The following is a 21,162-nucleotide window of genomic DNA, read 5'->3' as shown; positions in this document are numbered from 1 at the left end:
AAAGGGATCAGTCTATGAAAAAGTATTATCGTTCTTTTCTCTTTTTTATTGTTTTATGGACTCTACCGCTGACCAGCTATGCAGAAGGCAATTTGCAGTCTCTAATTGATAAAGCCCCTGCGCATGGAGTTGCGAAGTTGCCAAGCGGCGTGTATAATGAAACGATTGTCCTCTCCAAGCCTGTTACTTTGGAAGGTATAGGACAAGTTACTATTCGTTCTTGCAGTAAAGAACCTGTTATCACGATACATGGTCAACACGTTACATTGAGAAATATAAATGTGGAACAATGCAGCAACGCGGAGGATACGGAAGCAATCTATGTTACAGGCAAGGGCCATAGATTAGAAAATCTTCATATCAGGACGAAGCAGTTTGGCATAAAGCTTGACCAAGCTAGCAATACAGTTATTGAAGGATGTTCTGTTAAAGGCGAGCAGAAAGGAAACGGGATTGATTTATGGGATTCAGATTGGAATATGATCCATGATGTCCGTATTGATAAAGTAAGAGACGGGATTTACATGGAAAACAGCAACTTCAACCAGATAACTCAAAACTCTATCCGACATTCACGTTACGGCATACATATTATGTTTTCTGATAACGTAACTGTGAAGAATAACGTTTCTAGAGACAATATTACAGGTGCCATGGTTATGGGAACGAAGAGAACAAAAATTGAGGAGAATGAGTTAATATTCAACAACCGGAACGTAAATGCGCAGGGGCTGTTGCTGTATGATGCATCGGAAACAGAAGCTATTCGTAACAAGATTTCTTATAATCGGATTGGTGTTTATGCGGAGAATGCTAGAAATAACCGCATTTTAGCCAATGAAGTTAGAGGCAATTTCATTGGCATACAATTCAAAAATGCGAACGCAAATACCGTATCTGATAATACATTTATTGGAAATGTGAATGAGGCACAGGCGATAAAAAGCTCTGAAAATGCGATTGTGCATAATTATTGGGATGCGTCTTTAAAGCTTGATGCAACTGGATCAGGGGTTAGTGCCATACCGTATAGAGCTGATCCGTTTTTCTTGACGCTGACGAATGATGTACCAGAATATCAGCTGTTTTTCCAAGCGCCGGGCATGATTGTGTTGCAAAAATTGTTGAAGAGCCCGGATAATGAGGTCATGACAGATGACGCGCCTCTTATGAAACCGGTTGTATATGATGGAAGGATAAATGCGCCATCCAAAATGCTGCTGGGTGCGGTGAGTGCCAGTATGTTTGTGGGAAGTATGAGTTTATTTATAATTGGGAGGAAAAGAAGATGAAGTGGAAAGGTATATTGATTACCATGTTAGCAGTTTTGATATTAGCGGCAGCTGGTTGCGGCAAAAAGGAAGTTAAGCCAATATCCATTGATGAGAAAAATGATAAATGCGCAGTTTGTAATATGGCAGTGATGGATAATCAGTTTGCTACTGAAGTCATTCTTGAGAATGGAAAAGCTCTTGTATTCGATGATATCGGCTGTATGTATAAATGGATAAGCGAGCATAAGGATGAAAAATTACAAGAAATGTTTGTTCGTGATTATAATACAAAAGATTGGATTAAGGCGGACAAAGCTACTTATGTATACAATAAGTCTATTCGGACCCCTATGGCTTACAACGTGATTTCTTTCAAAGATAAAAAAGATGCAGAAAATTTTGTATCTAAAAACAAAGGTACAGTATTAACATATAAAGAGTTAGAAGATCATAAATGGAAAAGAAACAAAGAAATGATGATGAAGATGAAAAAAGAGCATGGCAAGAATATGGATATGAACCATTCGCATTAATAGAGAGGACAATCGTTCTGATTGTCCTTTTTCACAGGAAAGAGGGATCGTATGTGGAACATTTGGTACTCTGAGTGGCGCATGACGATAAGACAGCGTTCTTCCTACATGCTTGTATTGCTCTGGGTAGGTGTTTTGTCTCTCATATTTCTGTTGGAACGGAATACGCCTGCTTTAACTGGATATACAAACATGACAGGAACCATCGCGAATTTGGTGCTATATATTGTGCCGTTGTTTATGCTTATCAGCGGTTCATTTACTATCGCAAACGAGATGGAAAATGGACAGTGGCGTCTGCTATGCACGTATCCATTGTCGACTTCTTCCTATTTAATAGGAAAACTTGCAGGACAATTTACAGCACAAGCTGTTGTATTTACGTTAAGCTTTGGTACGAGCCTTGCAGTCGGTCTGATTAGCGGAAGTGTTTTGTCTGTAAAATGGGTGCTGGCTCTCTATATATTTGCTATATCATTAATTTTTTTCTTTCTTGTGATCGGTTTGGCCCTAGGTGTGTTCGTTGCGACAAGGTGGCAAGCTTTAACACTTTCTGTTGGAGTTTGGTTCTTCTTGATTATGATATGGCCGTCCGCCCTTATCGCTATTCTTGGCTTGGTGCCTTATCCAATGATTGTGCCGCTTCTAAAAATTGCTCTGTTTTGTAATCCAGCAGAATTGCTGCGTATTGTATTTGTGGTTCAACTTGGCGGAGGAGCCGTTTTTGGGCAATCCTACGATGGGCTTGTCACATTTTTGCAGAAAGGAGCGGCATGGGGAATACTAGGTTTATATGTGTTCATTTACACATCTTTTTTGTTCATTCTTTCCGCATGGAAGCTTGAAAGGAGAAAAGTGCAATGACCTCATTGCAGGTTTCGGAGGTTTCAAAAACATATAAAACAAAAGTTGCTCTTTCCGCATTTTCATTGAAAGCAAAAAAAGGAGAATGCATAGTCTTATGCGGCGGGAATGGTGCCGGAAAAAGCACGCTTCTTCATATTTTAGCAGGTATTTTGGCGCCGACGTCCGGGACAGTAATGTTAAACGATATCAGTTTACAGAAAAATAGAAATGCATATGTCTCACAGATCGGTTACATGCCGGATGAATTTTATGCTCAGCAAATGATGACCGTCCAAGAGTTCCTTTCCTTTTATGCTGCGTTGCGGAAAACGAGAAAGTCAAAAGTACAGGAAATCCTCGAGAGGATAGGCCTAGCGGAGAAAAAGCGAGAACTGGTGAAAAATTTATCGAAAGGAATGCGTCAGCGGCTTTTATTCGGGCAAGCATTGTTGGGTGAACCTGCACTGCTGTTACTGGATGAACCGACAAACGGTCTGGATCCATTCTGGGTCAACATATTTGTGAATCTGCTCAAAGAAATGAAAGAAAGCGGAACCATTATTATTTTTTCAACCCATATGATGGATGTTGCCGCCGAGGTGGGGGACCATATTCTATTCATGAGAGACGGATCCGTGGTCAAGCGTATAAGAAATACAGGTAATAAGGAAGAGACAACCTTGCAGTTGCTGCAGCTGCATCGTCAAATATGAGGCTGTTGAGAGTTCTCAGCCGTAGTAATCTTTCCCTTTAAAAGACTGTTACTTAGTCCAGAAGTAAGGATTAAAAAATGAGAAAATCGATATTTTTATAGAGGGAGGGACGATCAAGCTATTGGGGGGAAATGAATCTACGCGGAAATGCTTCGGCATACGATTTTCATCTCCGCGGCGCCGCCCATGTGGATGGTGATGTAACAGGAGGAACAATTCATGGTTACGGAGAAATGAAAGTGTTCCGCGATTGTGAGGCGGACGTTTTTTCTGTCAAAGGTGTGGTGGAGGTTGGCGGCACCTTAAACGCCGAGCAGGTCGAATTGTACCTCCATTTTGCGGATAGCCGCATCGCCGAAATTGGCGGGAAAACGATTCAAGTCAAACGGAGTAAAGCATTGAGTATTCTTCACTTTTTAAAACGATTTGCTCCCGATTCGGCAAAGTTAAAAGTGGAAACGATTGAAGGGAATGGCATTTATTTAGAACACACTGACGCCAAAATTGTCAGAGGCGACCGCATCATCATTGGTCCAGGCTGCAACATTGATCTTGTTGAGTATCACACAAGCTTTCAACAAGACGAAAAAGCGACCGTGAAAGCAAAAAGAAGATCATAATTTACGGATCGATTAAAAGAAGCGTTTCACGGAATGGCAAACAGGGTTCCGTCCATGAGCATTCATGCCCTTCATGCGATTCTTTCGCCGGAAGCGCGCGCCCATATCCCAGCGTCTATACTCGAAAAAATAACGGCCGCGTTGGCTTCTTCCATCGCGCATACGTTCTTATGGAGCCTAATTCCCGCAGCGCTGACACTTCTGTTCGTCTTTTTCATGCCAAACGATCGGTTCGCATCGATGCATGCCGCACAAAGCGGCAAGGTGCAGGTCGGGAAGGAATAAATTTCGCGTAATGAAAAAGCGAATGCCGGCAATACACGGCATCCGCTTTTTATTTATACTCTTTTTTTGGCAATCGGTTCTTTTTGAAACGAACGAATTAATGAGATGACGATCAAAATCATAATGATCGCAAACGGAAACGCAGCGATGATTGATGCGGTTTGCAGTGCTTCTAAGCCGCCTGTCCAAAGCAAGATAGCAGCTGCTGCTGATTGAACGATTCCCCAAATAAATTTTACCGAATTTGGCGGATTCAACATTCCTTTTGTTGTTTGCATACCAAGAACGAACGTAGCGGAATCGGCTGATGTGACGAAAAATGTACAAATTAATAAAATAGCTAATCCCGACAAAATAGTGCCAAATGGGAATTGCTGCAGTGTGAAAAACAGTGCTGTTTCCATCCCTTTCTCGTTAATGACATCGATGATGCTGATATGTTGAAATTGTTCAAGGTATAGTGCTGAACCGCCAAAGACAGAAAACCATAAGGCACTAAATACGGTCGGAACGGCTAACACACCGATCATAAATTCACGTATGGTACGACCTTTTGAGATGCGGGCGATGAACGTTCCAACAAACGGCGCCCACGCAATCCACCATGCCCAATAAAATATTGTCCACGATTTGGGCCAGTCGCTTTGTTCAAACGGCGCCAACCGGAAACTCATGGACGGCAAGTTTTGCAAATAGGAACCAATCGTCGTTGTAAACACATCCATAATAAAATTCGTTGGGCCAACAAAAAGCAAAAAAAACATCAGCAGGACGGCAAGAATGATGTTTATGTCACTCAATATTTTAATTCCTTTATTCAATCCTGTTTGCGCGGAAAGCATAAATAAAGACGTAACAACGATAATGATCAACAATTGAGTTGTAAAGTTGTTTGGTATGGATGGAAATAAATGTGATAATCCTCCGGCAATTTGAATTGCTCCAAGCCCTAACGAAGTTGCAACACCAAAGATCGTTGCGTATACAGAGAGCGTATCAATCGCGACGCCGACAGCGCCATTTATTTTATCGCCAAATATTGGCCGCAATACACGGCTAATAATCCCAGGTTCTTTTTTGCGGAATTGGAAATACGCAAGCGCTAGAGCAATTACACAATAAATCGCCCACGGATGAAGCCCCCAATGAAAAAAGGCATATCGCATCGCCATGCGGGCTGCTTCCGGCGTTTCTCCTTCTCCGGCAGGTGGCGCATAATAGTGGGAAACTGGTTCAGCCACCCCCCAAAACACTAACCCGATTCCCATACCGGCACTAAACAACATCGCAAACCATGTGATGTTGCTATACTCTGGCTTTTCATTGTCTCCGCCAAGGCGAATATTTCCGTATTTAGAAAAAATTAAGAACAAACCAAAGGCAAGAAATGTCGTTGCTGCCAATAAATAAAACCAGCCGAATTTATCAATTAAAAAGGAATGCATTGCTGTACTAACAGCACCTAAGTTATAGTCGGGCAGTTTATTGGCAGGAATCACTCCCCAAAAAATAAATAAAATAGCAATTGCTATTGAAAAATAAAACACGCTTGTTGTTTTTTTCATCTAATTCCTCCTTTAGTATTAGTATGTGCCGATGAGGATCGTGTTAGCGTTTTCGGGTTCCGGAGAAGGAAAGAAAAAAGTTTTCCGTTTCTATGGTAACGAAAAAATACAGAAATGGCAATGGATTTGCTTTTATTATAACTATAACAGGAGACAAGCATTTTTTTTGTAGGGAAACGGTTATGTCATGTAAAATAAAATATTCATGGCAGATAAAAAGGAGGATAGACAATAGTGAATAACAGAATATCCGTAATGGTAAGCATTGTGCTCGCGATGCTCGTGGCATCGATGGATACAACGATCATGAATACGACGATGCCGATCATTGCCAAAGAACTTGGAGGATTTTCTCTTTACGCGTGGTCGTTTGCTTCCTACATGATCACGACAACCGTTCTTTCTCCAATCGCCGGGAGACTTTCCGACATATTTGGGAGAAAGAAAGTATTTAGCTTCGGTATTATTTTATTTCTAATCGGTTCTCTTCTTTGCGGGATGTCGCAAAATATGGTCCAGCTTGTTGTATTCCGCGCCCTGCAAGGAATTGGCGCTGGTTTTATGATGCCTTTTCCTGCCATCATTGCTGGGGATTTATTTCCAATTGAAAAGCGCGGAAAAATTCAAGCGTTTTTTACGGCAATGTGGGGGATTTCCGCGGTTCTTGCGCCGCTGCTAGGATCCTTTTTTGTTGAATACGCATCATGGCGCTGGATTTTTTATGTGAATATCCCGATTTGCTTGCTTTCCTTGCTCACACTATTGCCATATAAAGAAGTGTACGAACCGAAGCGGACGTCGATTGACTATATCGGAGCGGCATTATTTGCGGCCGCGATCAGCCTGCTTCTATTGATGACAGTAGTTGAAAGCAATCAGTGGGTGTATGGCATCGTTGGTGCTGTGTTATTAGTTATTTTTTACTTATATGAAAAAAAGCAAGCATCTCCGCTTGTTCCATTGACGCTCGTGCAGCATAAAACGTTAAAATGGATGAACATGAACGGATTTGTCAGCTGTGTCGCTTTATTTGGCACGTCTAGCTACATTCCGCTATTTTTGCAAAATATCGCCCATCAATCGGTGTTTGCAAGCGGTGTCGCCCTTTTAGGCATGTCGATTGGCTGGATGATTGCGGCGGTGCCGGCGGGAAAATGGATTTTGCGCTATGGGTATCGCATTTTATTGATTATCGGAAACGTTCTTCTTGTGCTTTCTGGGCTGTTGCTTGCACTTTTAAATGAAAACCACGGATTTTTGTATGTCTTTTTTGCCATGTTCATTCAAGGGCTGTCGTTTGGATTGACATCTACCGTCGGTGTCATCGGCTCGCAGCAGCTTGCCGATGCGCATGAAAAGGGAATCGCGACTTCGTTTTTCATGTTTTGCCGCAACATCGGCACAGCCATTGGTGTAACGATTATGGGCGCCTTTTTAACGAAAGCGGCTGATTTTATGACTGGCATCCATCATCTGTTTTTATTTGGATTTATCGGCAGCATTGTGGCTTTATTCACATCGTTTTTCATTCGTGATGAGTCGGAACAGAAAAAAAATAATTTGCTTCGCTCGGGGGAAATGGTCTAAATATTTGATATGATATACCGATATAAAGAAGGGAGGGTCATTTCCTTCTTTTTTTGTAGATGGGTTGTTAGATGTGAATAAACGGGGGGATCAGATGATGAAGATGACAGTCCGAAAAAAATTGTATGCAGTATTTGCCGCCGTATATATGCTGTTAATCGCACTCGTTGGCATTGCTTATTATCAGATTTCTACTATTAATGCTAGTTATACGCATCTTTTAAATGATAAAGTTTCCAATCTTATCGATGTTAAACAGCTAGAAGTTCTGATCCGGCGCGAGCAAGGGAGCATGCGCGGTTATTTGCTTACTGGCGACCAAGCGTCATTGACAAACTTTACGAAAGCGCACGATGAATATGAAAAACTAAGCAATAAACTGGAGAAAACGTTGACAAAGGCGGAAACAAAAGAGTTGCTAGCACGATTGAATGAGCTGGAACAACAGTTTTACGAACTAGGGCAAAAAACGTTTCAATTAAAACAGGAAAATAATGTGGAGGCTTATACACAGTTAATTACAACAACAGGAAGGGATATTACTACACAATTTGATGAAGCGGCACAACAACTAGTGGAAATCCAGCAAAAAGATATGAATCAGGCTGACAAGGATGCAACGTCAAAAGCGGCATCCATTAAAGTATGGATGATTATTATCGGAGTCATTGCGCTCGCTATTGGCAACCTCCTTACCATTTACATGAGCCGCAATCTTTCTCGTCCGCTCCTCACCCTTTCTAAAGCGGCAAAACGAATCGCCGATGGTGATTTGACTGGGGAGAAAGTTATAATTCGCAACCGCGATGAAATCGGGGAACTGGCGGCATCTTTTAACCAAATGAGGAAAAATTTACGTGATGTATTAGAGCAAGTAGCGATGAATGCCGAACAAGTTGCGGCGTCTTCCGAACAATTGACGGCGAGTGCGGAACAGACGAGCAAGGCGACAGAACAAATTGCATTAACGATTCAAAATGTTGCTGCAGGTGTGGAAAAGCAAGTGCAGAGCGTAGAAGAAACATCGGAAACGATCGATCAAATGTCTGAGGGAATTCAGCAAATTTCCGAGCGTGCCCAAAACGTGTCGAAAATTGCGATGCAAACATCGGAAAAAGCATCGGAAGGCGGAAAAACGATTCAAACAGCTGTTGCGCAAATGAATACAGTAAATGACACCGTTGAACGCCTTGCCGGGATTGTGAAAGGATTAGGAAACCGATCCGAACAAATCGGAAAAATTATCGAAGTGATCAGTGGAATTGCCGATCAGACGAACCTTTTGGCGTTGAATGCGGCAATTGAAGCGGCACGGGCGGGCGAACATGGACGAGGATTTGCTGTGGTGGCTGATGAAGTTCGGAAATTGGCGGAACAATCCGCACAGTCGGCGCAACAAATTGCTTCATTAATTGCGATGATTCAAGAGGAAACAAATGAGGCGGTTCGCTCGATGGAGACAGTACTGAAAGAAGTAGAAACTGGTACTGGAGCCATCCGCACTTCTGGTGAAGCATTTCAACAAATCCAAACAGCTGTCCACGAAGTCGCGGCACACATTCAAGATGTTTCTGCTTCTGTTCAACAAATGTCAGCCGCTGCGGAACAAGTAGTGCAATCGATGCAGCTAGTGACGCAAATTGCTGAATCTGCCGCGTCTGGAACCCAAGAAGTATCCGCCGCAACAGAAGAACAACTCGCTTCCATGGAGGAAATTTCTGCTTCTGCCGCTTCCTTATCGAAAATGGCGGAAGACGTAAAATCACTTTTAAAACGATTCAACATGTAATGAACGTCCATAACGACGTTCGTTTTATTTTTGAAACGTTTTACCGGACCGACTAACACATTAAATTTTTTCTATATGTAAATCTTTTGTCCATTTGGATATAATAAATAAATGTATATATTACTGATGGAAGAAAGTAGTGGAATTGCAAATGGGAGAGAAGCTTGTCGTCATCATTGGACCGACCGCTGTAGGAAAAACAAAACTAAGCATCGCTTTAGCCAAGCGGTTAAATGGGGAAATCATCAGCGGGGATTCGATGCAAATTTATAAAGGAATGGATATCGGAACAGCAAAAATTAAACCGGAGGAAATGGAAGGGATTCCGCATCATTTGCTTGACATTAAAGAACCGTGGGAATCGTTTTCCGTTGTCGAATTTCAACAAATTGCCCGCTCGCTTATTCACGAAATTTCCGGGCGTGGGCGTCTGCCGATGATTGTTGGTGGTACAGGGCTTTACATTCAATCCGTCATTTATGATTACCGTTTTTCGGACGCCCCTTCCGATGAAGCGTATCGTCGTCATTTGCGACAGATCGCCGAGGACAAAGGAGAAATGGTTCTTTATGAGATGCTTAGTGCCATTGATCCGGAAAGCGCGGCGCGAATTCATCCGCGCAACATTCGCCGCGTCATCCGCGCACTAGAAATATATCATTGCACAGGCAAGACGATGACGGAATGGCAGCGCGGGCAAACGAAAAAACTTCTTTATGATGTGGCAATTATCGGGCTAACGATGAAACGCGAACAGTTATATCGTCGTATTAATGAACGGGTAGATCAAATGATTGCCGAAGGGCTTCTGGAAGAAGCGAAAGCATTATACGACCGTGGCATTCGCGATTGCCAATCCGTCCAAGCGATTGGTTATAAAGAGCTGTATGACTATTTTGATGGGCGCGTTTCCTTAGAAGAAGCGATTGAGCGGCTAAAACAAAATTCACGCCGCTATGCGAAACGCCAGCTGACATGGTTTCGCAATCAAATGCCTGTTCAATGGTTTGATATGACGGATGCAGCAAAGTTTGATGAGAAAGCGGAGGAAATTTTTCAGTACATAGCAGGAAAGCTTCAATTAGAAGCGAATATATAAAAATTAGGTAGAGAGAAAAAGAGGAGGACGTCTCATGAAAAATTCCATTAACATTCAAGACCAGTTTTTAAATCAGTTGCGCAAAGATGGAACACAAGTCACCGTATTTTTGCTAAATGGCTATCAGCTAAAGGGTTACATCAAAGGGTTTGACAATTTTACCGTTTTGTTGGAAGTCCAAGGAAAGCAGCAGCTTATTTATAAGCATGCGATTTCTACGTTCGCGCCGGAAAAAAACGTTCGGTTTGAAACAGAATAATCGGCGTGTCTAAAATTTTTGGATAACAACGCGAACAGCGAAGTGCCCGCCTTTTTAGACGGGCACTTTTTTACGCGTAAAAATCGACCGTGCTGAATAAAATTATACAAACTTTTATTTCTTCGGAAATCGCAAAAATAGACAATCGTTAGTAGATGTTGTCGTTTGGTTTCTTTCATTTGGGCGATTGTCACGAATTGGTGATGATGAACGTATACTGATAAAGAACGAGGCGACAAAAAAGGTAGCCATGAAAATGGTGAGGTGAGGTGACGCTCCATTGTCTGAATTAACAATGAACAAGGCAAAAGGTCAAATTAATATTGTGCTCAATTCGAAAAATATTAATCATCTAGTCAAAGAAGATCGGAATGATTTTATTAATTATGAAGAACATCACATATTAAAAGATATTCAAAAAGAACTTGATCAACTTATCGGCCTTGATCATGTAAAAAAAATCATTAAAGAAATTTATGCGTGGCTATATATTAACAAAGTTCGCAAAGAAAATGGGTTAAAATCGAATAAACAAGCGCTTCATATGATTTTTAAAGGAAATCCCGGCACAGGAAAAACGACGGTAGCACGTTTATTGGGAAAACTGTTTTTTGAAATGAACGTTCTTTCGAAAGGGCATTTTATTGAGGCAGAACGGGCCGATTTAGTCGGAGAATATATCGGACATACAGCAAACAAGACGAGAGATTTAATTAAAAAGGCGCGCGGCGGCATTTTGTTTATCGATGAAGCGTACTCGCTTGCCCGCGGCGGAGAAAAAGATTTCGGGAAAGAGGCAATCGACACTCTTGTAAAGGGAATGGAAGATTATTGTGATGATTTAGTGGTCATTTTAGCAGGGTATCCGAAAGAGATGGACTATTTTTTATCATTAAATCCAGGTTTGCCTTCCCGCTTTCCATTGACCATCGAATTCCCTGATTATACGGTCGATGAACTAGTGAAAATCGCAAAACAGATGTTGCATGAACGGGAATACGAATTTACACCGGAAGCGGAACGAAAACTATATTATCATATCGAAGAAGTGTTGGAGGATAAACATCGCGGAAAATTCAGCAACGGGCGCTACGTGCGCAACTTGATTGAAAAAGCAATTCGCAAACAGGCGGTGCGCCTGTTGCGTGAAGGGCGATATGATAAAAAGGAACTAATGCTGATCCGCGATCGGGATCTTATAGTTGGTTCGTAAGCAAGAAAGGGAGTATCTCCCCTTTCTTTTTTTATGCAAAATGAAGGAGTTTTTTATAATATGTAGAATAGAAAATAAGTAAGGCAAGTGGATCATTAATTTTCTGAATAGTTAGTATATTTATTTCATTATGTATATTCTTACAATAATAACTGCTACGAAAGCCCGTGACTTTAGTCATCGGGATGAAGTGGCTGAATAATAAAATTATTAGAATATTCTTTATTATTATAATTGTAACCTATCTAATGTTTGGTTATCATGATATTAGATAGGGGTGATTTATTAAATCTCTATGATCAATATTACATAAAGAAGGAATGGTTTATCTTCATCCATATCATGTGATTTTCTACCCAAAATACAGACGAAAAGTGTTAGTCGGTGAGATGGAAAAAGATTTAAGAAAAATTTTTTATCAAGTGGTGAAAGAAAAGGATGTTGAAATCCAATCGTTAGAAATCATGCCTGACCATGTTCATTGGTTTATTTCTTTATGATCCAAGAATTCATATTCATGCGTTAATCCAGAAATTGAAAGGTCGAAGCAGTCGTATTTTTCGTGAAAAATATCCGCCCTTGAAAAGTCGACTGCCTTCCCTTTGGACTCGCGGCTATTTTTGCTGTACAGTTGGATGTGTTTCAGAAGAAACCGTTAGGAAATACATTGAAAATCAAAAACATGTGTAAAGGAGGTGGGTTGCATTGGCGGGAGCGAAAACACCAAGCTATGTATTGACGTTGCGGCTCCAGACAGAATCATGGCAAAAACATATCCTCGAAAAGCGGTTTGAAATCGGCCGCTGTTTGTATAACGCCTGTTTAGAGGAATGTTTGAAGCGGTACAAAAAACTCCAACATGATTCCCGCTATCAAGACCTTGCTCAACAGAAGCCCTCCAAAGAAAAAAATCGCCAACTTTCCGACCTGCGAACCGAGTACGGACTCTCCGAATATGCGATGCACGCTTTCGTTCAGCCAATGCAGCGCCACTTCCGCAAACACATGGACGCGCATACGGCGCAAAAAATCGCCACCAGAGCGTGGAAAGCGGTAGAAAGGTTCTTGTTTGGCGCTGCCAAACGGGTGTATTTTAAACGGTTCGGCGAAATGGGTTCGTTAGAGGGAAAATCGAATTCCGCAGGGATTCGCTTCAAAAGCCATGCCATCCATTGGAATGGGCTGATGATCCCTGTCATCATCCAACCAAATGATGTGTATGCCCATCTCGCCTTGCAAGACCGAATCAAGTATTGCCGCATTGTACGTAAACGGATTCGGGGGAAAGTAAAGTATTATGCCCAACTCATTTTGGAAGGGGTTCCGCCGCAAAAAATCAATCGGCAAACCGGCAAAGCCAAGCATCCCCGTGGTGAAGGAGTGGTCGGCATTGACATTGGCACGCAAACGATCGCCATTTGCGCTCCGAACGAAGTAAAATTGTTGGAACTCGCTCCAAGTGTGGATGACATCCATCCGGAAAAAAGGCGGCTGCAGCGAAAACTAGACCGGCAGCGGAGAGCAAATAATCCAAATAAGTACAACGAAGATGGAACCATCCAGCGAGGAAACAAAGAAAAGTGGGTGTGGAGCAAAAATTATATCAAAACAAAAAATCAATTAGCGGAACTGCAAAGGAAGTTAGCGGAAAAACGCAAGCAAGATCATAATAAGCTGGCAAATTGGATATTATCGTTAGGCAATGATATTAAAGTGGAAACAATGAATTATAAAGCATTGCAAGCAAGAGCGAAAGAAACAACGATGAATGAGAAAACAGGAAGGTATAATAGAAAGAAACGATTTGGTAAAAGTATAGCGAATAAAGCTCCAAGCATGTTTTTAGCCATATTAGACAGAAAATTACGGTATGACGGAAAAACGCTCAAAAAAATAGATACATTCTCTGCGAAAGCCAGCCAATATAATCATATCACGGGTGAATATGTAAAAAAGAGGTTATCCGAACGATGGAACGATATGAATGGCTGTAAAATTCAACGAGATTTATATAGTGCGTTCCTCATCATGAATGCGAAAGATCACTTAAAAGAAATCGATAGAGAAAAATGTTTTGCGACATGGGAAAGATTTAAGCGACTGCATGATAAAGAAGTAGAACGTTTAAAAAATAGTGGTAATAAATTATTAAGCAGTATGGGAATTTAAATGATGAAAAGCGTCTTGAACCGGGCGCACAGGGCGCTAAGCACCATTGAGGTGTTTGCCCATGAAAGTCTTGTGGAATGAGAGTGAGTGTCTATACGAAGGTATAGACGAAGCTCTTTAGTACACAAGAACCTGCCGACTTTAGTCGTGCAGAGGTTCAGGCGATGATGTATACAAGCGGAACAACCGGCAGACCAAAAGGAGTGTTGCACCGCCATCGCGATATGATTGAACAAAGCATGATTTGTAATGCCGTCATGCGCATTCGCGATACGGACCGTGGGCTTGTCAGCGCACCGATGTTTCATTGCGCGGAGCTGCATTGCTGCTTTTTGCCGCGCGTTCACGCGGGTGCCGCGAATATCATTCTTCATCATTTTGATCCGAAGTTAGTATTAAAAACGATTGAACAAGAAAAAATTACGTTGTTGTTCGCCGCACCAACGATGTGGAATATGATTTTGCAAGAGAATCTTAGAGCTTACGATTTATCATCGCTTCGCCTCGGATTGTACGGCGCCGCCCCAATGGCTCCTGTTCTTGTCAAGGAATGTAAAGAACGGTTGGGCATTGATCTTATTCAAGCGTACGGCATGACGGAAATGGGGCCGGCGGTGACGTTTTTGCTCGAAGATGAACAGTTGACAAAAGCCGGTTCTGCCGGGCGCGCCTGCCTAAATCATGAAGTTCGTATCGTCAAGCCGCGGGAAGATGGCCCGTCCGACCCGGATGACGTGCTTCCGCCGGGAGAAGTCGGCGAAATTATTATGAGAGGGCCGTGTATGATGGTCGGCTATTACAATCGGGAGGAAGCGACTGCAAAGGCGATGTATAAAGGCTGGTATCATTCCGGCGATTTAGGATATATGGATGAAGAGGGGTATTTGTATGTCGCGGACCGTGTCGATGACATGGTTATCAGCGGCGGGGAAAACGTTTACCCGCGTGAAGTCGAAGATGTGCTATACGAACACCCTGGCGTGCTCGATGTTGCTGTTGTCGGTGAGCCGGATGAAATATGGGGAGAAAAAGTTGTTGCGTTTGTTGTAAAGAAAGATCCGAATGTGACGGAGGAGGACTTGGAGCAATTTTGCAAAACTAGCGATCGTCTTGCTCCTTACAAGCGACCGCGCGCATATTATTTTGTCGACGCACTGCCGAGAAACGCAAGCGGGAAAATCCAAAAGTTTTTGCTCCGCGAGCAAGTGAAAAACGCTGCCAAAAGCTGAAAGCGAGGGGATGTGATGACAGCCGCATATTTACGCGAAGAACATCACATTTTCCGTGATGCGTTTCGCAAGTTTTTAGAAAAAGAAGCATATCCATACTATTCCGAATGGGAAAAGAAAGGAATCATTCCCCGTTCGTTTTGGACGAAAATGGGAGAAAACGGATTTCTCTGCCCGTGGGTTGATGAGGAATACAGCGGTTTCAACGCTGATTTTGCGTATTCGGTAGTGATCAACGAGGAGTTAGAAAAAGTTGGGGCGAGCATGGTCGGCATCGGCTTGCATAATGATATTGTCGTTCCGTATCTTGCTTCTTACGGTACGGAAGAACAAAAACGAAAGTGGCTTCCGAAATGCGTATCCGGTGAAATCATTACCGCGATCGCGATGACCGAGCCGGGAGCGGGGTCGGATTTGGCTGGGATTTCCACAACAGCAATCAAAGATGGGGATTACTATATTGTCAACGGTCAAAAAACGTTTATTACAAACGGCATTCATGCCGATTTAGTCGTCGTTGCCTGCAAAACGAATCCAAATGCCCAACCACCGCATAAAGGTATCAGCCTTCTTGTTGTTGAGCGCGATACCCCAGGATTTACGCGCGGACGAAAGCTTGACAAAGTCGGGCTGCACGCACAAGATACGGCAGAATTGTTTTTTAATGACGCAAAAGTGCCAAAAGAAAACTTGCTTGGAGAAGAGGGAAAAGGATTCTATTACTTAATGGAAAAGCTGCAGCAAGAGCGGCTTGTTGTGGCGATTGCCGCGCAAACGGCAGCGGAAGTAATGTTTGAATTGACAAAGCAGTACGTAAAGCAGCGGTCCGCATTTGGAAAACGAATTAGCGAGTTTCAAACCGTCCAATTCCGACTTGCCGAAATGGCAACGGAAATTGCCATTGGCCGGACGTTTGTCGACCGTGTCATTGAAGAGCATATGCAAGGGAAGAATGTGGTGACACATGTTTCGATGGCGAAATGGTGGATTACGGAAATGGCGAAACGAATCGCTGCAGAAAGCATGCAGTTGCATGGCGGCTATGGGTATATGGAAGAATACGAGATTGCCAGACGCTACCGAGATATTCCGGTCAGCGCGATTTACGCTGGGACGAATGAAATGATGAAAACGATTATTGCAAGAACCTTAGATTTATAGAAAGAAGGTGACGATGTGTTAGACGGAGTAACGGTCATCGATTTTTCCCACTACCTTCCCGGTCCATTCGCCAGCCTGCGTTTGGCTGATTTAGGAGCAGAAGTCATCAAAATTGAACCGAAAACGGGAGATATGATGCGTTCACTTTCGGAGGAGTGTGTGTTTTGCGCAAACAATGCAGGCAAAAAAAGCATCGCCCTTGACTTAAAAAACGAAAAAGATTTACAGACGGCAAAACAGCTGATCCAAAAGGCCGATGTCATCATCGAAAGTTTCCGTCCGGGAGTGATGAAACGGCTTGGTTTAAGTTATGAAGATGTCTCTGCAATCAACGAAACAATCATTTACTGTTCGATTAGCGGCTTCGGTCAACAGAGCAAGTATGCTTCATTTGGAAGCCATGATTTAAATTACATGGCGATAACCGGTGTGTTGGCGCAGCTGAAAGATAAAGAAGGGCGCCCCGTTCATCCGACGATTACGCTTGCCGATTTGATCGGGAGCATCCATGCGGTCGAACAAATCGTTGCCGCGTTGTATTACCGCGAGCGGACAGGAAAAGGAACGTATATTGACCTTTCGTTAGTCGATGGCTTGCTTTCGATGATGACGAATCATTTTGTCATCGAGCATGATACAGGAAGAAAAAACGGCATCGCCGAGCTTGCTAGCACGATCGTTTCCTATCACTTGTACGAAACGAAAGACGGGCGATATGTGAGCCTTGCGGCGCTTGAGAAAAAATTTTGGGAAAACTTTTGCCATGCTGTCGAAAAGCCGGAATGGATCTCGTATCATTATTCGCCCGCAAAAGAAGAAAATCCAATTTTTCTAGAAATTGTGCGCTTATTTCAAACGAAAACGCTTCAAGAATGGATCGAATTTAGCCAAACGGTAGATTGCTGCCTTGCTCCTGTGTTGGAAACAGATGAAGCGAAATCGTTATTTGCAAGAGACAGCTACCGGAAGATGATTCATATTGCCGGCCGGCGCATAGAAGTTGCGACCCGTTATGACGAAACATTATTACAAAAACGAAAAAAGGCGCCGTCACTGAATGAACATGGAGACCAACTGCGAAAGAGGGAGTGATGCATAATGATGAAAGTGCCATTAAACATTTCGATGATGTTAGAAAGAGCGGAAATGTTCTTTCCGGCTAAACAAGTCGTTTCTCGCATGAAACGTGGCATTGTCCGCCATACATATAAAGAAATCGGTGAGCGGACAAGAAGGCTTGCCAGCGTATTGACAAGTTTGGGTGTTTCCGTCGGCGACCGCGTCGGGACGTTTGCCTGGAATCATCATCGTCATCTGGAAGCGTATTTTGCGATACCAGGAATCGGCGCGGTGCTGCATACGATTAATATCCGTCTGTCGCCGCAGCATATTGCCTATATTATTAATCATGCTGACGACCGTGTATTGTTAATCGACGATGATTTGCTTCCAGCGATTGAAGCAGTGAAAGACAATATTCCAAACGTACGTGCTTTTATCATTATGACGGATGAAGCGGAACTTCCAGAAACAACGCTTTCTCCTGTTTACCATTATGAAAAATTATTGGAACAAGGAGATCCGAAATTTCCGTTTAAAAAAGATCTAGATGAATACGAGCCGGCTGGAATGTGTTATACATCAGCAACAACTGGAAATCCAAAAGGGGTTGTGTATACGCATCGCAGCACGGTACTGCACAGCATGGCGCTTGGATTAGCAGATACACTAGGATTATCGGAAAAAGACGTAGCGATGCCGGTCGTACCGATGTTCCATGTCAATGCATGGGGCATTCCATTTGCAGCGACATGGTTTGGTACTACATTAGTTATGCCTGGACCGGCATTTACGCCGAAAGTATTGGCAGAATTAATTGAAAGAGAAAAAGTAACCGTGACTGCGGGAGTGCCGACTATTTGGCTCGGTTTGTTGCAAGAATTAGAAAAAGGAAACTATGATGTAAGCAGTTTAACGCGGATCGTATGCGGCGGTTCGGCGGCGCCAAAAGGAGTGATCCGCGCGTTTGAAGAAAAATACAATATCCCGTTTATCCACGCCTATGGCATGACAGAAACAAGCCCGCTCGTTTTAGCATCGCGTCTAAAAAGCTATCAGCAAGACTTATCTTATGAGGAGCAATTAGAATTGCGCGCAAAACAAGGAATTCTTGTCCCGGGTTTGGAAATGAAAGTGATTGGCAAGGACGGGGAGGTGCGCTGGGACGGAAAAGAAATGGGAGAGCTATGTTTGCGCGGTCCGTGGATTGCGGCGGAATATTATAATGACGACCGGACAAGAGAGGCGTTCCGTGACGGATGGCTGCATACAGGGGATGTCGTCAATGTCGATGAAGAAGGGTTTGTCAAAATTGTGGACCGCACGAAAGATGTGATTAAAAGCGGTGGAGAGTGGATTTCTTCCGTTGATTTAGAAAATGCGTTAATGGCGCATGAAGCGGTGTTTGAAGCGGCAGTTGTCGCTGTGCCGCATCCGAAATGGCAAGAACGCCCGATTGCATGTGTCGTTTTAAAAGAAGGAAAAACGGTGACGAAAGAAGAGCTTTATGACTTTTTGCGGCCGCAGTTTACAAAATGGTGGCTGCCGGATGACATTGTCTTTATGAAAGAAATACCAAAAACGAGCGTCGGAAAATTTTTAAAACGGAAGCTGCGTGAGGAGCTGCAAAACTATTATTCTAGTAAGAATTCTCAATAACAAATGATGTGCCATAAACGAGCGATGGACTTGAACTTTGAATGGAGGAGACGTTATGGCAAAGACGATTGCAGTGGTTGGTGCTGGATTAATGGGAAGCGGCATTGCCCAGTCGGTAGCGATGGCGAAAAAAAGCGTCCGTTTATACGATATTTCCGAAGCGGCCCTTGAGAAAGGGCTTGCTTCGATTCAAAAAAGCCTAGACCGGTTTGTGAAAGCGGGGAAATTATCTAAACAAGATGCTGAGCAAACGTTACAGCGCATTCGCATTGGCACTGATTTGCAAGAAGTGGTGCAAGGGGCGGATGTCGTCATTGAAGCGGTGCCGGAAGATTTATCGTTAAAGAAAGACGTATTTCAGAAGTTAGACCGTTATACGAAACGGGAGGCCATCTTAGCAACGAACACATCAGAATTAAGCGTGACAGCAATTGCCGCGGCGACGACAAGACCGGATAAAGTGATCGGCATGCATTGGTTTAATCCAGCCCCTGTTATGAAGCTGATTGAAATCGTTAAAGGAGAGACGACATCCGAAGAGACGGTAGCAGTTATTCAACAGTTGTCCGAAGAAATCGGCAAAGAAACGGTTATTGTCAAAGACCGGCAAGGATTTGTCACGACAAGAGCGATTGCCGCCCATATGATCGAATGTATTCGCATGTATGAAGAAGGAGTCGCGTCCGCCGAGGATATTGATAAGGCTGTTCGCCTCGGGTTGAACTATCCGATGGGACCGCTGGAGCTAGCCGATATGGTCGGATTAGATACGATGCTGTTTGTTAGCGAAAACTTGACAGAGGCTTACGGTGACCGCTTCCGGGCGCCGCAAATTTTGCGCAAGCTGGTGGAAGCAGGGCATTTAGGAAGAAAAACAGGCAAAGGATTTTATACGTACAACGAATAAGCGCAAGGAGGGAAAAGGATGAGAGAGGTCGTCATTGTCGAAGCGGTGCGCACGCCAGTCGGCAAACGAAACGGCGTGTTCCGCAACGTACATCCCGTTCATTTAGCGGCGATTGTGCTCGATGAAGTCGTAAGAAGAGCGGGAATAGAAAAACGGCTTGTCGAAGATATTGTCATGGGATGTGTCACACCGATTGCGGAGCAAGGCTACAATATCGGGCGGCTTGCCGCGCTTGAGGCGGGATTTCCAATCGAAGTGCCGGCCGTGCAAATTAACCGGATGTGCGGCTCAGGGCAGCAGGCAATTCATTTCGCCGCCCAAGAAATCCGCTCCGGCGATATGGACATTACGATTGCTGCCGGCGTCGAAAGCATGACGAAGGTGCCGATTTTAAGCGATGGAAACGAAAAAACGATTCCGCCGTCGCTCCATGAAAAATACGAATTTGTCCATCAGGGCGTTTCTGCGGAATTAATCGCCGAAAAGTACGGATTGACGCGCGAGCAGCTGGACGCATATGCATACGAAAGCCATCAGCGCGCGATTCGGGCGCAAGAACAAGGGATATTTGATCGAGAAATTGTGCCCGTGGAAGGTTTGGATAAGGACGGAAACGTGATAATAGTAACAAGTGATGAAGGACCGCGCCGCGATACATCGCCAGAAGCGCTCGCTTCACTAAGGCCTGTCTTTCGGGAAAACGGAAAAATTACAGCAGGCAATGCGAGCCAAATGAGCGACGGGGCAGCTGCGGTGCTGTTGATGGAAAGAGAAACAGCAAGAAAGCTTGGCGTTACGCCAAAAGCGAAAATCATCGCGCAAACAGTCGTCGGCTCCGATCCGACATATATGCTTGATGGTGTGATTCCAGCAACAAAAAAGGTGCTTCAAAAAGCAGGATTAACGATTGATGATATCGACTTAATCGAAATTAACGAAGCGTTTGCCCCTGTTGTATTAGCGTGGCAAAAAGAAATTGGCGCTCCGCTTTCCAAAGTGAACGTAAACGGCGGCGCAATCGCGTTAGGCCATCCGTTAGGAGCGACCGGAGCGAAATTAATGACATCGCTTGTTTACGAACTCGAGCGGCGCAACGGCAAATATGGATTGCTGACGATTTGCATCGGTCACGGGATGGCTACCGCAACGATCATCGAACGGCTGTAATAAAAACCGGCGCTATGAATGCGCCGGT

The 21,162-nt window shown here is 43.6% G+C and carries 20 protein-coding genes and 1 pseudogene; 20 read left to right on the top strand and 1 reads right to left on the bottom strand.

The window, feature by feature from the left end:
• The first annotated feature begins 14 nt into the window (after positions 1-14).
• From FNL97_RS11245 to FNL97_RS11220, 6 genes are all read left to right on the top strand, one after another.
• Entirely contained in the window at positions 15-1,292 is a 1,278-nt protein-coding gene (locus FNL97_RS11245) for a right-handed parallel beta-helix repeat-containing protein (RefSeq protein ID WP_015863540.1), read from the top strand.
• Positions 1,289-1,807: a nitrous oxide reductase accessory protein NosL gene (locus tag FNL97_RS11240; protein WP_015863541.1), complete on the top strand. Its 519-nt coding sequence runs from the start codon at positions 1,289-1,291 to the stop codon at positions 1,805-1,807. Before FNL97_RS11245 ends, FNL97_RS11240 begins: the two co-directional genes overlap by 4 nt.
• A 51-nt stretch (positions 1,808-1,858) precedes the next feature.
• A complete protein-coding gene (locus FNL97_RS11235; protein ID WP_015863542.1) occupies positions 1,859-2,671 on the top strand; it encodes an ABC transporter permease in 813 nt (270 codons plus the stop codon).
• On the top strand, positions 2,668-3,366 hold the full coding sequence (locus FNL97_RS11230) for an ABC transporter ATP-binding protein (RefSeq protein WP_097354355.1): 699 nt from the start codon (positions 2,668-2,670) through the stop codon (positions 3,364-3,366). Before FNL97_RS11235 ends, FNL97_RS11230 begins: the two co-directional genes overlap by 4 nt.
• 131 nt (positions 3,367-3,497) lie before the next feature.
• A complete protein-coding gene (locus tag FNL97_RS11225; protein WP_143415819.1) occupies positions 3,498-3,986 on the top strand; it encodes a bactofilin in 489 nt (162 codons plus the stop codon).
• Between the two features lie 54 nt (positions 3,987-4,040).
• Positions 4,041-4,271: a hypothetical protein gene (locus FNL97_RS11220; protein ID WP_041269619.1), complete on the top strand. Its 231-nt coding sequence runs from the start codon at positions 4,041-4,043 to the stop codon at positions 4,269-4,271.
• Between the two features lie 53 nt (positions 4,272-4,324).
• Here FNL97_RS11220 and FNL97_RS11215 read toward each other — a convergent pair whose 3' ends face one another.
• A complete protein-coding gene (locus FNL97_RS11215) occupies positions 4,325-5,836 on the bottom strand; it encodes a glycine betaine uptake BCCT transporter (protein WP_143415818.1) in 1,512 nt (503 codons plus the stop codon).
• Positions 5,837-6,070: 234 nt separating this feature from the next.
• On the opposite strand from FNL97_RS11215, the gene FNL97_RS11210 reads away from it, so the two are divergent.
• The 14 genes and pseudogenes from FNL97_RS11210 to FNL97_RS11150 all read left to right on the top strand — a co-directional run bounded on the left by FNL97_RS11210 (position 6,071) and on the right by FNL97_RS11150 (position 21,134).
• The gene (locus FNL97_RS11210; RefSeq protein WP_143415817.1) at positions 6,071-7,423 is read left to right on the top strand and encodes an MDR family MFS transporter; all 1,353 of its coding nucleotides are present in this window, start codon (positions 6,071-6,073) and stop codon (positions 7,421-7,423) included.
• Positions 7,424-7,520: 97 nt separating this feature from the next.
• Positions 7,521-9,212 (top strand): methyl-accepting chemotaxis protein, encoded by a 1,692-nt coding sequence (locus FNL97_RS11205; RefSeq protein WP_143416322.1) that lies wholly within the window; start codon positions 7,521-7,523, stop codon positions 9,210-9,212.
• Between the two features lie 151 nt (positions 9,213-9,363).
• Positions 9,364-10,311, top strand: coding sequence for a tRNA (adenosine(37)-N6)-dimethylallyltransferase MiaA (gene miaA, locus FNL97_RS11200; protein ID WP_062678323.1), 948 nt, complete (start codon positions 9,364-9,366; stop codon positions 10,309-10,311).
• Between the two features lie 34 nt (positions 10,312-10,345).
• Positions 10,346-10,570: an RNA chaperone Hfq gene (gene hfq / locus FNL97_RS11195; protein WP_015863548.1), complete on the top strand. Its 225-nt coding sequence runs from the start codon at positions 10,346-10,348 to the stop codon at positions 10,568-10,570.
• Between the two features lie 280 nt (positions 10,571-10,850).
• Positions 10,851-11,783, top strand: coding sequence for a stage V sporulation protein K (gene spoVK / locus FNL97_RS11190; protein WP_015863549.1), 933 nt, complete (start codon positions 10,851-10,853; stop codon positions 11,781-11,783).
• 320 nt (positions 11,784-12,103) lie between these two features.
• Complete coding sequence (gene tnpA / locus FNL97_RS18520; RefSeq protein WP_233252989.1) at positions 12,104-12,283, top strand: IS200/IS605 family transposase; 180 nt, start codon at positions 12,104-12,106, stop codon at positions 12,281-12,283.
• The gene (tnpA, locus tag FNL97_RS18735) at positions 12,258-12,473 is read left to right on the top strand and encodes an IS200/IS605 family transposase (protein ID WP_353652911.1); all 216 of its coding nucleotides are present in this window, start codon (positions 12,258-12,260) and stop codon (positions 12,471-12,473) included. The genes tnpA (FNL97_RS18520) and tnpA (FNL97_RS18735) overlap by 26 nt, the downstream gene beginning before the upstream one ends.
• 15 nt (positions 12,474-12,488) lie before the next feature.
• Positions 12,489-13,952, top strand: a complete 1,464-nt coding sequence (locus tag FNL97_RS11180) for an RNA-guided endonuclease TnpB family protein (RefSeq protein ID WP_012749498.1) — start codon at positions 12,489-12,491, stop codon at positions 13,950-13,952.
• A gap of 119 nt (positions 13,953-14,071) precedes the next feature.
• Positions 14,072-15,181: pseudogene (locus FNL97_RS11175) on the top strand (long-chain-fatty-acid--CoA ligase); the annotation flags it as partial.
• Between the two features lie 15 nt (positions 15,182-15,196).
• Entirely contained in the window at positions 15,197-16,342 is a 1,146-nt protein-coding gene (locus FNL97_RS11170) for an acyl-CoA dehydrogenase family protein (protein WP_143415816.1), read from the top strand.
• A gap of 15 nt (positions 16,343-16,357) precedes the next feature.
• Positions 16,358-17,434: a CaiB/BaiF CoA transferase family protein gene (locus FNL97_RS11165; protein ID WP_143415815.1), complete on the top strand. Its 1,077-nt coding sequence runs from the start codon at positions 16,358-16,360 to the stop codon at positions 17,432-17,434.
• A gap of 6 nt (positions 17,435-17,440) precedes the next feature.
• Positions 17,441-19,060, top strand: a complete 1,620-nt coding sequence (locus tag FNL97_RS11160) for a long-chain fatty acid--CoA ligase (RefSeq protein ID WP_143415814.1) — start codon at positions 17,441-17,443, stop codon at positions 19,058-19,060.
• A 55-nt stretch (positions 19,061-19,115) separates the two neighbouring features.
• Complete coding sequence (locus FNL97_RS11155; protein WP_143415813.1) at positions 19,116-19,967, top strand: 3-hydroxyacyl-CoA dehydrogenase family protein; 852 nt, start codon at positions 19,116-19,118, stop codon at positions 19,965-19,967.
• Between the two features lie 18 nt (positions 19,968-19,985).
• Positions 19,986-21,134, top strand: a complete 1,149-nt coding sequence (locus FNL97_RS11150; protein ID WP_143415812.1) for a thiolase family protein — start codon at positions 19,986-19,988, stop codon at positions 21,132-21,134.
• Positions 21,135-21,162: the final 28 nt, after the last annotated feature.

Origin of the sequence: Geobacillus sp. E263 (assembly GCF_007197795.1) — a bacterium.
GTDB lineage: Bacteria > Bacillota > Bacilli > Bacillales > Anoxybacillaceae > Parageobacillus_B > Parageobacillus_B toebii.
This window is presented reverse-complemented; position numbering and strand designations above follow the sequence as displayed.

Coding starts and splice junctions, on each gene's coding strand:
- FNL97_RS11245 (WP_015863540.1), top strand. CDS start 15: ATGAAAAAGTATTATCGTTCTTTTCTCTTTTTTATTGTTTTATGGACT.
- FNL97_RS11240 (WP_015863541.1), top strand. CDS start 1,289: ATGAAGTGGAAAGGTATATTGATTACCATGTTAGCAGTTTTGATATTA.
- FNL97_RS11235 (WP_015863542.1), top strand. CDS start 1,859: ATGTGGAACATTTGGTACTCTGAGTGGCGCATGACGATAAGACAGCGT.
- FNL97_RS11230 (WP_097354355.1), top strand. CDS start 2,668: ATGACCTCATTGCAGGTTTCGGAGGTTTCAAAAACATATAAAACAAAA.
- FNL97_RS11225 (WP_143415819.1), top strand. CDS start 3,498: ATGAATCTACGCGGAAATGCTTCGGCATACGATTTTCATCTCCGCGGC.
- FNL97_RS11220 (WP_041269619.1), top strand. CDS start 4,041: ATGAGCATTCATGCCCTTCATGCGATTCTTTCGCCGGAAGCGCGCGCC.
- FNL97_RS11215 (WP_143415818.1), bottom strand. CDS start 5,836: ATGAAAAAAACAACAAGCGTGTTTTATTTTTCAATAGCAATTGCTATT.
- FNL97_RS11205 (WP_143416322.1), top strand. CDS start 7,521: ATGAAGATGACAGTCCGAAAAAAATTGTATGCAGTATTTGCCGCCGTA.
- miaA (WP_062678323.1), top strand. CDS start 9,364: ATGGGAGAGAAGCTTGTCGTCATCATTGGACCGACCGCTGTAGGAAAA.
- hfq (WP_015863548.1), top strand. CDS start 10,346: ATGAAAAATTCCATTAACATTCAAGACCAGTTTTTAAATCAGTTGCGC.
- tnpA (WP_233252989.1), top strand. CDS start 12,104: ATGGTTTATCTTCATCCATATCATGTGATTTTCTACCCAAAATACAGA.
- tnpA (WP_353652911.1), top strand. CDS start 12,258: ATGTTCATTGGTTTATTTCTTTATGATCCAAGAATTCATATTCATGCG.
- FNL97_RS11170 (WP_143415816.1), top strand. CDS start 15,197: ATGACAGCCGCATATTTACGCGAAGAACATCACATTTTCCGTGATGCG.
- FNL97_RS11160 (WP_143415814.1), top strand. CDS start 17,441: ATGATGAAAGTGCCATTAAACATTTCGATGATGTTAGAAAGAGCGGAA.
- FNL97_RS11155 (WP_143415813.1), top strand. CDS start 19,116: ATGGCAAAGACGATTGCAGTGGTTGGTGCTGGATTAATGGGAAGCGGC.
- FNL97_RS11150 (WP_143415812.1), top strand. CDS start 19,986: ATGAGAGAGGTCGTCATTGTCGAAGCGGTGCGCACGCCAGTCGGCAAA.